Annotated in this window: 12 protein-coding genes and 1 pseudogene; 11 read left to right on the top strand and 2 right to left on the bottom strand. The window is 59.2% G+C overall.

Annotation, left to right across the window (positions count from 1 at the left end; translation table 11 throughout):
• Positions 1–367 precede the first annotated feature (367 nt).
• Positions 368–724 (top strand): annotated as a pseudogene (locus E0D86_RS21530) (OmpA family protein); the annotation flags it as partial.
• Positions 725–795: 71 nt separating this feature from the next.
• On the opposite strand, the gene E0D86_RS01580 reads toward E0D86_RS21530, so the two are convergent.
• Positions 796–1,260: a CopD family protein gene (locus E0D86_RS01580; RefSeq protein WP_131648226.1), complete on the bottom strand. Its 465-nt coding sequence runs from the start codon at positions 1,258–1,260 to the stop codon at positions 796–798.
• 86 nt (positions 1,261–1,346) lie between these two features.
• Here E0D86_RS01580 and dinG point away from each other — a divergent pair, with 86 nt between their 5' ends.
• The 4 genes from dinG to pdxH all read left to right on the top strand — a co-directional run bounded on the left by dinG (position 1,347) and on the right by pdxH (position 6,301).
• Positions 1,347–3,491, top strand: a complete 2,145-nt coding sequence (gene dinG, locus E0D86_RS01585; protein WP_131648227.1) for an ATP-dependent DNA helicase DinG — start codon at positions 1,347–1,349, stop codon at positions 3,489–3,491.
• A 140-nt stretch (positions 3,492–3,631) separates the two neighbouring features.
• Entirely contained in the window at positions 3,632–4,780 is a 1,149-nt protein-coding gene (locus E0D86_RS01590) for a serine hydrolase domain-containing protein (protein ID WP_131648228.1), read from the top strand.
• 137 nt (positions 4,781–4,917) lie between these two features.
• Positions 4,918–5,547 (top strand): OmpA family protein, encoded by a 630-nt coding sequence (locus tag E0D86_RS01595; protein WP_131648229.1) that lies wholly within the window; start codon positions 4,918–4,920, stop codon positions 5,545–5,547.
• 106 nt (positions 5,548–5,653) lie between these two features.
• Positions 5,654–6,301: a pyridoxamine 5'-phosphate oxidase gene (gene pdxH / locus E0D86_RS01600; RefSeq protein WP_131648230.1), complete on the top strand. Its 648-nt coding sequence runs from the start codon at positions 5,654–5,656 to the stop codon at positions 6,299–6,301.
• 66 nt (positions 6,302–6,367) lie between these two features.
• Here the strand turns inward: pdxH and E0D86_RS01605 are convergent, their stop codons facing one another.
• Entirely contained in the window at positions 6,368–6,604 is a 237-nt protein-coding gene (locus E0D86_RS01605; protein WP_131648231.1) for a hypothetical protein, read from the bottom strand.
• Positions 6,605–6,785: 181 nt separating this feature from the next.
• Between E0D86_RS01605 and E0D86_RS01610 the strand changes: the two genes are divergently transcribed.
• The 6 genes from E0D86_RS01610 (at position 6,786) to E0D86_RS01635 (ending at position 12,910) form a co-directional block, all read left to right on the top strand.
• Positions 6,786–7,247, top strand: coding sequence for a glycine zipper domain-containing protein (locus tag E0D86_RS01610; protein ID WP_131648232.1), 462 nt, complete (start codon positions 6,786–6,788; stop codon positions 7,245–7,247).
• 288 nt (positions 7,248–7,535) lie between these two features.
• Positions 7,536–10,328 (top strand): monovalent cation/H+ antiporter subunit A, encoded by a 2,793-nt coding sequence (locus tag E0D86_RS01615; protein WP_131648233.1) that lies wholly within the window; start codon positions 7,536–7,538, stop codon positions 10,326–10,328.
• Positions 10,328–10,657, top strand: a complete 330-nt coding sequence (locus tag E0D86_RS01620; RefSeq protein WP_131648234.1) for a Na+/H+ antiporter subunit C — start codon at positions 10,328–10,330, stop codon at positions 10,655–10,657. The genes E0D86_RS01615 and E0D86_RS01620 overlap by 1 nt, the downstream gene beginning before the upstream one ends.
• A complete protein-coding gene (locus E0D86_RS01625) occupies positions 10,654–12,156 on the top strand; it encodes a monovalent cation/H+ antiporter subunit D (RefSeq protein ID WP_131648235.1) in 1,503 nt (500 codons plus the stop codon). The genes E0D86_RS01620 and E0D86_RS01625 overlap by 4 nt, the downstream gene beginning before the upstream one ends.
• Complete coding sequence (locus tag E0D86_RS01630; protein WP_131648236.1) at positions 12,153–12,647, top strand: Na+/H+ antiporter subunit E; 495 nt, start codon at positions 12,153–12,155, stop codon at positions 12,645–12,647. Before E0D86_RS01625 ends, E0D86_RS01630 begins: the two co-directional genes overlap by 4 nt.
• A complete protein-coding gene (locus E0D86_RS01635) occupies positions 12,641–12,910 on the top strand; it encodes a K+/H+ antiporter subunit F (RefSeq protein ID WP_131648237.1) in 270 nt (89 codons plus the stop codon). The genes E0D86_RS01630 and E0D86_RS01635 overlap by 7 nt, the downstream gene beginning before the upstream one ends.
• Positions 12,911–12,920: the final 10 nt, after the last annotated feature.

Here is a 12,920-nt window from a genome sequence, read left to right on the forward strand (position 1 = left end):
GCGCCGTCCTAGTCTCGTTATAACTGGAGCCGCTTTGCCATCCCGCATGGCGCTCTGGCCGATTCCAAACTAGGAGGTTTTACCGATGAGTAGCTTACGGACAGCAGTACCCGTGATTGTAATGACCACCTTCCTGGCCGGCTGTGCAGGGGTGCAAAAGCAGGATTGGCCTAGCTGTGCGGCGGTCGGCGGTGTCACCGGTGCTGCGTTGGGTGCGATAGAAAGCAGCACTTACGCCGGGTACGGTGCCTTGATCGGTGGCGGTGTGGCTGCGGCGTACTGCTGGGCCAACGGTACCGAACAGGAAACAGTCGCCGTGGTCGAGACCGTCGAGCCAACGCCGGTTGCCGAGCCTGAACCAGAGCCCATGGCCGAGCCCGTGCGTGTCGAGCTAGACGTCAAGTTCGACTTCGACCGTGCGCAAGTCAAGCAGGACAGCATGGCCGACATCAAGGATCTGGCTGACTTCATGAAGCAGTACGGTCAGACCTCGACCGTTGTCGAGGGGCATACCGACTCGGTTGGTACCGATGCGTACAACCAGCGTCTGTCCGAGCGCCGTGCTAACGCCGTGCGCGACGTGCTAGTCAATCAGCATGGTCTGGATGGTAGTCGAGTCGACGCGGTGGGTTATGGGGAGTCTCGTCCGGTCGCTGACAACTCGACCGACGAAGGGCGGGCCATCAACCGCCGTGTAGAAGCGGAAGTAGAAGCACGCCCTTGAGGCGCGGCTGAAATGAAAAAAGCCGGGCACTGCGCCCGGCTTTTTCATGCCGCCGAGTCGATTCGTCTGGTTCAGAACAGTGGACGAGCGCTGGCCAGCACGATGACCAGCAGTCCCAGCAGCAGATTGATACCTACCAGCCGGCGGATTCTTCCGAGCGCCGCGCCGCCTTCCGGCCAGTTCTGGGCGGTGATCGCGCGCTTGAGCTCAGGCAGCTGCAACAACTGGATACGCAGAAACAGCGCCAGCATCACCAGAAAAATGCCAGCCATGATGTGTACATAGCGGGGCGCCGCCGCCAGCCCGTCGAAGCGCATGTGCCACATGCCGATACCGCTGATCGGCAATACCAGTACCGTAATCCAGACCCATTTGAAGAAGCGGCGAAATAGTTCTGCCCATAACTTCAACCGCTCGGGAGCCTGCAGTTCGGAGACAGCGGCAGGGCGCACTATCATCCAGGCGAAAAACATACCGCCGACCCAGATCATGGCGGCCAGAACGTGGAGCGAATAGGGTAGGGCGAAGGCGGTCACGGTAAATCTCCGGTGGCGATTGAAGAAACGCGCGCTATCATAGCCACCTCTCCGAAATACTGAAAATATATACAGCTTACGCGCCCATGCTCAGCACCGAACTCAAGTCCCAGATCCAGGGCGCCTACTCGCGATTCCTCGAAGCCAAAGGCCTCAAGCCCCGCTACGGCCAGCGCCTGATGATCGCCGAAGTGGCGAAGGTTCTGGGCGCGATCAAGGTTGATGACGAGGGTCGCCGGGACGGTGAGCCTGCGGTCGTCGCGGTCGAGGCTGGAACGGGTACCGGCAAGACGGTTGCCTACAGTCTGGCGACCATTCCGACGGCGAAGGCAGCGGGCAAGCGTCTGGTGATCGCGACCGCTACCGTCGCGTTGCAGGAGCAAATCGTAAACAAGGATCTACCGGACCTGCTGCGCAACAGTGGTTTGAATTTCTCCTTCGCGCTCGCCAAGGGGCGGGGCCGTTACCTGTGTTTGTCCAAGCTCGACGTCCTGCTTCAGGAAGGCCAGGCGCAGAGCGCTACCGCTCAGCTCTTCGAGGAAGAAGGCTTTCGCATCGACGTGGATGAGCGCAGCGAGAAGCTATTCGGCAGCATGATCGAGAAGCTGGCCGGCAATCGCTGGGACGGCGATCGCGACAGCTGGCCGGAAGAGCTGGCCGATCCGGACTGGGCGCGCTTGACCACCGACCACAGCCAGTGCACCGGTCGTCACTGCCCCAATTTCCAGCAGTGCGCGTTCTACAAGGCGCGGGAAGGCATGACCAAGGTCGACGTCATCGTCACCAACCACGACATGGTCCTCGCCGACTTGGCGCTGGGTGGCGGTGCGGTGCTGCCGGACCCGCGTGACACGCTTTATGTCTTCGATGAAGGACATCATCTGCCAGACAAGGCCATCGGCCATTTCGCACACTTTACCCGTCTGCGCTCCACCGCCGACTGGCTCGCGCAGATCGAAAAGAACCTGACCAAATTGCTCGCCCAGCATCCGCTACCGGGTGATCTGGGTCGGTTGATCGAGGCGGTGCCGGAGATCGCCCGGGACCTGCGCAGTCAGCAGCAATTCATGGTCAGCGCCTGCGAGCAATTGGCGGATTTCAAGGCGGGCGAAGACATGGAAGGGCGCGAACGGCCGAGACACCGTTTCGTCGGGGGCGTGGTGCCAGAACACCTGATCGAACTGGGCATCGAGCTGAAAAAGGGCTTCGCCAAGCTTAACGATCTGTTCACGCGGTTGACCGAGCTGCTGAAGGAAGCGATGGATGGCGAGGCGGGTGTCGGCATCGCCAGTCATCAGGCCGAAGAATGGTACCCGTTATTCGGCAGCCTGTTGACCCGCGCTCAAGGCAACTGGGAGCTATGGACGGCATTTACTGTCGACGACCCGGAAGACAGCCCGCCAATGGCACGTTGGCTGACGCTGGCCGAAGGCGGCGCGCTATTCGATATCGAGGTCAACGCCAGCCCGATCCTGGCCGCCGAGACGCTGCGGCGTAATCTGTGGAATGTCTGCTACGGCGCGCTGGTGACCTCGGCAACCCTCACTGCACTGAACAGTTTCGATCGATACCGCATGCGTGCCGGTCTGCCGCGTTGCGCAGTGACTGCGGTGGTGCCGAGCCCGTTTCATCATGCCGATGCCGGCGTGCTGCGCGTTCCCAACCTCAACGCCGATCCTCGTGATGCGACCGCGCATACGGCCGCGATCGTGCGTGACCTGCCGTCGCAGGTAGAGGCCTCGCGCGGGACATTGGTGTTGTTCTCGTCACGCAAGCAGATGCAGGACGTATTCGATGGGTTGGACCGTGACTGGCGCCGTCGGGTACTGATCCAGGGGAATTTGTCCAAGCAGGAAACGCTGAACAAGCATAAGGCGCGTGTAGATGATGGCGAGAAAAGTGTGCTGTTCGGGCTGGCGAGCTTTGCCGAAGGCGTCGATCTGCCGGGCGCCTATTGCGAGCACGTGGTGATCGCCAAGATCCCGTTTGCCGTTCCCGACGATCCGGTAGAAGCTGCACTTGCCGAATGGATCGAGGCGCGGGGCGGCAATCCCTTCATGGAAATTGCCGTGCCCGATGCGTCATTGCGCCTGGTCCAGGCCTGTGGCCGATTGCTGCGAACCGAAGAGGACCGCGGCACGATTACTTTGCTTGACCGTCGGGTCGTCACTCAACGCTACGGCAAGGCCATCCTCAATGCATTGCCCCCGTTTCGAAGAGAAATCAGCTAACGCCTTTCGCGGCGATCCGGTACGCCGCATGGGGGCTTATTCAAACGGCTGATGGTTCGGTAATCGACGTCGAGTCTGTTTTCTTGCGTCGGCGCGGCTGGAACAATGCGCCGGATAGTTAATAACCAAGGGGCGCGAACGTGCAGGTTCAAGGATATTTCGATCTTCGTTTCGAGGCCGTCAAAGACGCGTTCAGCGATCTGTTCGAGCAGACCCAGCAGCGCGGAGCGGCGGTCTGTGTGAAGGTTGGCGGCGAAACCGTCGTGGATCTCTGGGCCGGCGTAGCCGACAATGCCGGTGAGCAAGTCTGGCAAAGCGACACCCTGGTCAATCTGTTTTCCTGCACCAAGACCTTTACTGCGGTCGCCGCCCTGCAACTGGTAGGCGAAGGCAAGCTGCAGCTGGACGAACCTGTCGCACGTGTTTGGCCGGAGTTCGCTGCCAACGGCAAGCAGGCAATAACCTTGCGGCAGCTGCTCAGCCATCAAGCCGGGCTGCCTGCTATCCGACAGTCGCTGCCCCCAGAGGCGTTATACGACTGGGAGGCGATGATCAAGGCTTTGGCCGCGGAGGCACCGTGGTGGACGCCAGGTGATGGTCATGGATATGCCGCGATTACCTACGGCTGGCTGCTCGGCGAGCTGATCCGCCGCGCCGACGGCCGTGAGCCGGGCGAAGCGATCGTCGCGCGTACTGTCCGACCTTTGGAGCTGGATTTTCATCTGGGACTGGCCGACGCCGAATTCGACCGGGTCGGTTACTTGACCAGGCAGAAGAACAATTTCGGCGATGCGGCTGCTCAGCGCATGCTCAAGGCGTTGACGGGCGATCCGCAGTCGCTGACCGCTCGCGCGTTCACTAACCCGCCATCGATCATGAACAGTGCCAACAAGCCGGAGTGGCGCCGAATGGTTCAGCCCGCCGCTAACGGACACGGCAATGCTCGGGCACTGGCCGGCTTTTATGACGGATTGCTGCGAGGTGAGCTGCTCGATTATGAGTTGTTGACCGAGATGACCCGCGAGCATTGCATCGGTGAAGACCGTACGCTGCTGAGTCGCACCCGTTTCGGCCTGGGTTGCTGGCTGGATCAGCCGGATGTGGAGAACGCAACGTTCGGCGCGGGGGCCGGCGCCTTTGGCCATCCGGGTGCGGGTGGCTGCGTCGGTTTCGCCGACCCGCAACGCGACTTGGCGTTCGGCTATGTCACCAATACGCTAGGTCCCTATGTCTTGATGGACCCACGTGCGCAGACCCTGGCTCGTGCCGTGAACGCTTGTTTGGCTTGAACCGCTCGTCTGTTCGCCATGCCAGAGCTTTTCATAACAATGACCTGCGTCCACAATTTAAGACAAATCCTTGCTTAAGCTACGTGTAGATCCACACGCAACCTGTATTCGCCAACTCACCTCACGGAACCTGGCTCATGAACTTGCCGAAAAGCGCCTTCCTCATTCTCTGCATGGTCATTGGTGGCTGTAGCTCCAACAGTGAGAAACCAAAAGAGACGGTCGTTGTGCCGGAGACTGTTATCGATCATGCCTGGCTGGATGGCTACGAGCCGCGGCTACGCGATGCATTGAAAGACAGTCGCTTCGAACTCGAGCGGCGTGAGGGTGTGCTGGTGGTCACTGCGCCGGTCGATGCATCGTTCAACCCCGACCGCCCTGGCATGTTGCTGCCTGTAACGCTCGGCCCGCTCAGCCGCGTTGCCAAGCTGGTCGAAGGTGACGAAAAAACCGCCGTCATCGTGCTTGGTCATGCTGATAGCACCGGATCGCTGGAAATCAATCGCGACATCAGCCGCCAGCGTGCCGGTGCCGTTGCGGCGATCTTTCGTCTCAGCGGCTTGAAGCACGACCGTCTGCGCATTCGAGGGCTGGGCTCGGATATGCCGCGCGCGTCCAATGAGAACGAGGAAGGCCGTGCTCTGAATCGTCGAGTCGAAATGGTGCTGGCACCTCAGCCGACGTTGCTGTCGCTGGTCGCCCAATACAGCGAGGCGCCCACCAAAGAGACCCAGGTTGCGGTTGCAGAAGTGACCAAGGCCAAATAACCAAGCCGCTAAAGCGAGTTCTTGTTTGGCCTTGTTGTGTTGAATCAAGCGGGACCCAATAGCAAATCGATAAACTTTTGGCTTCGACTGTTTCCAGGATTCCGAGATGACCCAGACCTTGGCCGACATGCGGCGCGACTACACGCGCGAAGGGCTCAGCGAAGCGAATGCGCCGGACGAACCTTTTGCACTCTTTCGCCAGTGGTTCGCTGACGCGGTGCAGACAGAGCAGTTGCCAGTCGAGCCGAACGCCATGACGCTGGCTACGGTCGATGCCGAAGGTCGTCCGCATTGCCGTGTGCTTTTGCTCAAGGCGCTGGATGATCGGGGTTTCACGTTCTTCACCAACTATGACAGTGCCAAGGCCGAGCAGTTGGCGGCTCGTCCGTTTGCTGCAATGACCTTCTTCTGGCCTAGCCTGGAACGTCAGGTGCGAATCGAGGGGCGGGTCGAGAAAGTCAGTGCTGCCGAGTCGGACGCCTATTACCAGGTGCGGCCGCTGGGGAGCCGCTTGGGGGCCTGGGCTTCACCGCAAAGTCGGGTGATTCGTGATCGGGCCGAGCTCGAGCGGCTGCTCGCCGAGACTGAGCAACGTTTTCTCGATCAGGCGCCTCATTGTCCCCCTCATTGGGGAGGTTACCGTTTGCTGCCGGAGCGGATGGAATTCTGGCAGGGGCGGCCCAGCCGTCTGCATGATCGTCTTAACTATCGGTGCGTCTCCAATAACTGGCAGCGCGAGCGTCTGGCGCCCTGACCGCTGTTACATTCGGAGCATGACTGCGACTATGGCGGAGGCCGGTATAACCGGCTCCACCATGAGTCATTCGGCATCGTAGCGCCCCATTTCTCGCTCCAGCCAAATCTGCAAATCCTTCCTTTTCACACCAGCACCCTTCGCTGCTGCGAGGCGCTGCAATGCCCACTCTCGCTTTTTTGGATCGTTTCCCGCCAGGGATAACGTCAGATCCCGGTCCGCCCAGCGCCTGAAGCGCACAAACAGCCAGGCATGAAAAACCAGTCCGGCGAGCGTGACAACGGTGATGATGAAGTAATCCATTGGATCGTCTCGTGAAACAGCTTGAACAGCAGCTTACATGCGGGGCGGGATCGCCTCGGGTAAAGTAAGGTCTTAGTTCAGGAATGCTGAGTAAGGTCGAGACCGCTGCCAAGTGTCTGTTCGTCGCAGGCACTCAGGCGATGCGGTCGGGAATGCCAACCCGTTTCGAGGAGAGTACTTCATGCGCAACTCCATCTTTGTTGCTTCGTTTACCGCCATAGCGCTGACCATCGGCGGTTGTACATCGAACCTCACCGGGGATTCCTATTCCCGCGACGAAGCACGAACGGTTCAGACCGTCCGTTACGGAACTATCGAATCACTACGTCCAGTCAAGCTCGAGGGCACCAAAACGCCTATCGGTAGCGGTGCGGGTGCCGTGGTGGGCGGTATTGCCGGCAGTGGCGTCGGCGGTGGCCGTGGCAGTGCGGTTGCAGCGGTAATCGGCGCGGTGGCCGGTGGCATGCTCGGTGCCGCGGCGGAGGAGGGCATCACCCGTGCACAGGGGGTTGAAATCACGGTGCGGGAGGACGATGGGAACATGCGCGCCTATGTGCAGGAAGTTGAGCCCAACCAAGTCTTTCGTGTTGGTCAGCGCGTACGCATCATGACGGTCAATGGCACGAGTCGTATTGCGCCTTGAAGTAGGCAAATCTACTGTGGCTGAACGATCGCTGTCGCCGCGCATCGTGATTTTGCTATAAGCATGCCGGCCTGAAGCTATGCGCGTTGCGTGGGCTTTTAGCGCCCAAGCTGAGCAGCGTCTGGCTCGGTGTTGGGCTGCGCCTTTTGTTTTTCGAAATACTTGAGTCCATGACGTTGCTTCGACCGGTATGGATAATCGGCCCACATCGCCATGTCTCTTCGGGCTTAGATCCGTGACAGGGAACATAACTGCCGCGCGCATGCGCGGCTTAAGGGGTTTTTGCTCATGGCGCTTGCGCTGATAATCGCTCTGCCATTTTTAGGGATTTGTCTACCGCTACTGCTCGAACGTTTTGGTAGATCCGCCTGTGCGTTCGGTGCTGGGTTGGCTCCGTTGGCGGCTCTGGTTCTTCTGTTATCCAAGCGTGCCGCTGTCTTTGGTGGCGAAATAGACGTACAGATGATGCCCTGGCTGCCAGAACTCGGGTTGAACCTGAGCCTGAGGCTCGACGGACTCGGCTTCTTGTTTGCGTTGCTGATTCTAGGCATTGGTCTGCTGGTCATCCTTTATGCGCGTTATTACCTATCCAAGCATGAGCCGATGGGGCGCTTTTATGGATTTTTCCTGCTTTTCATGGGTGCGATGCTCGGCGTGGTGCTGGCTGAAAACCTGTTGCTGATGCTGATGTTCTGGGAGCTGACCAGCCTCTCGTCGTTTCTCCTGATCGGCTTCTGGAATCATCGGACCGAAGCCCGTCAGGGCGCGCGCATGGCGTTGGCGGTGACTGGCGGGGGCGGGTTGGCGCTGCTGGCGGGCATCCTGCTGATCGGACATATCGTCGGTAGCTATGAGCTGACCACTGTGTTGGCTTCGGGCGACCTGATTCGGGCGCATTCGCTATATCCGCTGACGCTGATCTTGGTGCTGCTTGGGGTTTTCACCAAATCCGCACAGTTTCCGTTTCACTTCTGGCTGCCGCAGGCGATGGCGGCACCGACGCCGGTTTCGGCCTTTCTGCATTCGGCAACCATGGTCAAGGCCGGGGTGTTTCTGCTGGCGCGACTGTATCCGGCACTTTCGGATTCGGAGTGGTGGTTCTATCTGGTCAGCTTGACCGGGCTGGCAACACTGTTGATCGGCGCGGTCATGGCGCTGTTCCAGCACGACCTCAAGGGCCTGCTTGCCTACTCGACCATCAGCCACCTGGGGTTGATCACTTTGCTGTTCGGTCTGGATTCGCGGCTGGGTGCAGTGGCGGCGATCTTCCACATCATCAACCACGCCACCTTCAAGGCGTCGCTGTTCATGGCTGCCGGCATCATCGACCATGAAACCGGGACCCGCGACATGCGGCGCATCAACGGCATGCTGAAATACATGCCGCACACGGCGGCGCTGGCGATGATCGCCTCGCTGGCCATGGCCGGGGTGCCCTTGCTCAATGGATTCCTCAGCAAGGAAATGTTTTTCGCCGAAACCCTCGACCAGCACCTGCTGGGCAGCTTCTATTGGACGATTCCGGCACTGGCGACCCTGGCAAGTGCTTTTTCGGTGGCTTATTCGCTGCGCTTCGTACATGACGTCTTCTTCAACGGCGAGCCGATCGATCTGCCCAAGTATCCTCCACACGAACCGGCTCGCTACATGAAGATTCCGGTGGAGATTCTGGTACTGCTCTGCCTGTTGGTTGGAATGTTGCCGGCCTACACCGTAGCGCCGCTGCTGGCGGCTGCGGTTGCCGGAAGCCTGAATGGCCCGGTTCCTGAATACAGTCTGTCGATCTGGCACGGTTTCAACCTGCCGTTGCTGATGAGCTTTGTCGCGCTAGCGGGTGGATTGCTCATTTATTCGCTGCGCAAGTGGGCGTTCCGCTGGTACGAGGGGCTTCCCCGAGTGGATTCGCTGCAGGTCTTCACGCGCGTGATCAGCGATCTTGCCGGGAGCGCGCGCTGGTTAACCGAGCGCTTGGAAACTGGCTCATTGCAACGCTATCTGATGCTGGTTCTATTTAGTTCCCTGTTGCTGGTGGTGTACGCCCTGACGCCATTGAAAGCGTTGAGCGGTCCGGTTGCGCTCACTCCGCCGGACGCTATCACTGTTTTTGGGATGCTGGTCCTTTGCCTGGCGTCGCTGCTGACGGTATTTTTCCACCGCCGGCGTCTGGTGGCGTTGATGGTGCTGAGCGTCGTCGGCCTGATGGTAGCGCTGGCGTTTGCCCGCTACTCGGCACCCGACCTGGCGCTGACACAGCTTTCGGTCGAAGTGGTGACCATTATCTTGTTGATCCTGGCGCTGTTCTTCATGCCTGACCGCACGCCCACAGAGTCGAGCAGCCTGCGCAGCTTCCGTGATCTGGTTCTGGCCGGCAGCTTCGGCACCATGATCGCCTTGCTCGCTTATGCGGTTTTGACGCGTCCTTACGACAGCATCGCATCGTTCTTCCTAGAGAACAGCGTTTCCGGCGGCGGTGGAACCAACGTGGTCAATGTCATTCTGGTCGACTTCCGCGGCTTCGATACCTTTGGCGAGATAGCGGTACTGGCCATCGCTGCGGTGGGCATCTATGGGTTGCTCTATGGGCTGCATCTGCCTCATCCGCTTCGGGATTACCGTGGACGTTTATGGAGTACCGATAGTCATCCGATGGTTCTGGATACGCTGTCACGTACGCTGCTCCCGATGGCCTTGCTGATTTCTGTTTTCATCTTCCTGCGTGGCCACAACCTGCCGGGTGGAGGCTTCATTGCCGGCCTGATCACCGCGGTCGCACTAATCCTGCAATACATTTCACACGGTGTTATCTGGGCACAACAGCGGCAGCCGTTCAGCTACCACGGCATCGCGGGACTGGGTGTCCTGATCGCCGGGCTGACCGGGCTGGGTAGTTGGTTGTTCGGACGGCCATTCTTGACCTCGGCTTTCGGTCATTTCCATCTTCCGCTGATTGGTGAGTTCGAGCTGGCTACGGCCATGCTGTTCGACCTGGGCGTGTATCTGACGGTGGTAGGCGCGACTTTGTTGATTTTGTCCAACATCGGCCACGTCAGTCAGGATCAATCGTGCAAGGAGGTGCTCTGATGGAAGCTGTACTGGCGATAACGCTGGGAGTCATGATGGCAAGCGGTGTGTACCTGCTGCTTCGCGCGCGAATATTTCCTGTGGTGATGGGGCTGACGCTAATTTCTTACGCAGTGAACCTATTCATTTTCTCCATGGGTAGGCTTGCCACGGGCGTGCCGGCCGTAATAGGCAGAAGCGCCGAATATGGTGATCCGCTTCCGCAGGCTTTGGTGCTAACCGCCATTGTCATCGGCTTCGCCATGACTGCGTTCATTGTGGTGCTGTCACTGCGCGGCCTGGGTGAGTTGCGCACCGACCATGTGGATGGCAGGGAGCCGCGCGAATGAATCATGCGTTGATCCTCCCGATCTTGCTTCCGCTGTTCGTCGGTAGTTTGTTGCTGCTGACCCACAGGCAGGCGTTGCCCTTCAAACGTCTGGTGTCTTTGCTGGCGACTTGGCTGCTGGTGCCGCTGGCCCTATGGCTTCTGCTACAGGCAAACACTGGCACTCTGTTCGTTTACCAGCTGGGAGATTGGCTGCCGCCGTTCGGCATCATATTGCTGCTCGACCGCCTGAGCGCACTGATGTTGCTGGTGACGGCGGTGCTTGCCGGTTTTGTAGTGCTTTACGCGTCGCGCGGTGATGATGAGCGCGGGCCGAATTTCCATGCGTTGTTTCAGTTCCAACTGGCCGGGATCAACGGTGCGTTTCTGACCGGTGATCTGTTCAACCTTTTCGTGTTCTTTGAAATTCTGCTGATTTCATCCTATGCGCTGTTGTTGCACGGCAATGGCGCCAAGCGCGTACAGGCCGGTATTCACTATGTCGTGCTGAATCTGCTGGGCTCAGCACTGTTCCTGGTTGGCGTCAGCATGCTTTATGGGCTCACCGGGACGCTGAACATGGCCGATCTGGCCATCCGAGTCGGTGCGGCTGAATCTGCCGATGCACCGCTTCTCGCGGCGGCGGGTTATCTGCTACTGGTGGTGTTCGGCCTCAAGGGTGCAATCTTGCCACTGTACTTTTGGCTTCCGCGTGCTTATGCATCAGCGACGGCACCGGTTGCGGCCCTGTTTGCGATCATGACCAAGCTCGGTCTCTATGCAATTGTCCGAGTATTCACGCTCATTTACGGCAGCGAAGCGGGCATCCTGAATAACATGGTGCTCGACTGGCTATGGCCATTGTCAATGCTCACGCTCGCAGCCGGCGTGCTGGGCGCGCTGGCAGCCCGTAACCTGCAGATACTCCTGTCTTATCTGGTGGTGGTTTCGGTGGGCACCCTACTGGCAGGTGTTGCACTGGGCACTGAACAAGGGCTGAGCGCTGCGCTTTATTACCTGCTGCACAGCACATTGGTGACAGGCGGTCTGTTCTTGCTGGCGGATGTGATTGCTCGTCAGCGGGGCGAGATGGCGTCGGATCTGGTTTCGGCGCCAGCATTGAGGCAGCCTCTTATGCTGGGTGCGCTGTTTTTTGCCGGCGCGATTTCAGTCGCGGGATTGCCACCGTTTTCCGGTTTTTTGGGCAAGGTGATGCTGCTGCAGGCGGTCTCTCCCGGTAGCGGTGCTTCGCTGCTCTGGTCGGTGGTGCTGATTGGTGGGTTGGGTATGGTGATAGCGCTGAGCCGCGCTGGAAGTCTGGTTTTCTGGAGATCGGGCGAGGCGGCAGTCGTGGCCGTGCCAGCCGATTCGCTGCGCATGCTCGCAACCTTCGGGCTGTTGCTGGGTAGTGTGCTGCTGGTTATTGCCGCGCAACCGATCCAGGCCTACGTCCAGGCCACAGCCGCCCAGCTGTTCGACCTTGGGCCTTATCTGGAGATTATTCAGGGAGCTGGTGCATGAAGAAGTCCCGCCTGTTGCCGAATCCTGCTCTTACATTGTTCCTGACCGCGCTATGGCTTTTGCTTAACAACACCCTAGGAGTGGGCCATATCCTGCTGGGCCTCTTCCTTGGCTGGGCGATTCCGCTGCTGATCTCTGGTTTTCTGATTGAGGTGCCGCCTGTACGCAAGCCCGTCAAGCTGTGCCTGTTCATGCTGAAAGTGTTCTATGACATCGTCATCGCCAATATGCATGTGGCCAAGCTGGTACTTGGGCCAAGAGAGAACTTGCGGCCCGCATTCATCGAGGTGCCGATGGTGATCGAAAACGACTTCGTGCTGGCAATGTTGACGAGCATTATCTCGCTGACGCCCGGCACGGTGTCAGCCGGCCTTAGTAAGGACCACAAAGTATTGATTCTGCATGCGCTGGACGCACCCGATATCGAGACGCTGGTCGCTGATGTGAAGAGCAGCTACGAGGCGCCGCTGCTGGAGATTTTTGAATGCTAGCCTATGTAATTCCGCTTTGTATGGGCCTGTTGGGTGTGGCGGCTTTGCTCAATGTCATTCGCCTGATCAAGGGGCCGGACATGCCCGATCGGGTACTGGCGCTGGATACGCTGTACATAAACGGCCTGGCGCTGATCGTGCTGTTCGGTATCTGGCTGGCTTCCGATCTGTTCTTCGAAGCCGCACTGCTGATTGCGGTGATGGGATTCGTCAGTACCGTCGCGGTGGGCAAGCATTTGCTGCATGGCGACATCATCGATTGAGGGAAAGCGC

Source organism: Pseudomonas sp. IC_126 (genome assembly GCF_004331835.1).
Taxonomy (GTDB): domain Bacteria; phylum Pseudomonadota; class Gammaproteobacteria; order Pseudomonadales; family Pseudomonadaceae; genus Stutzerimonas.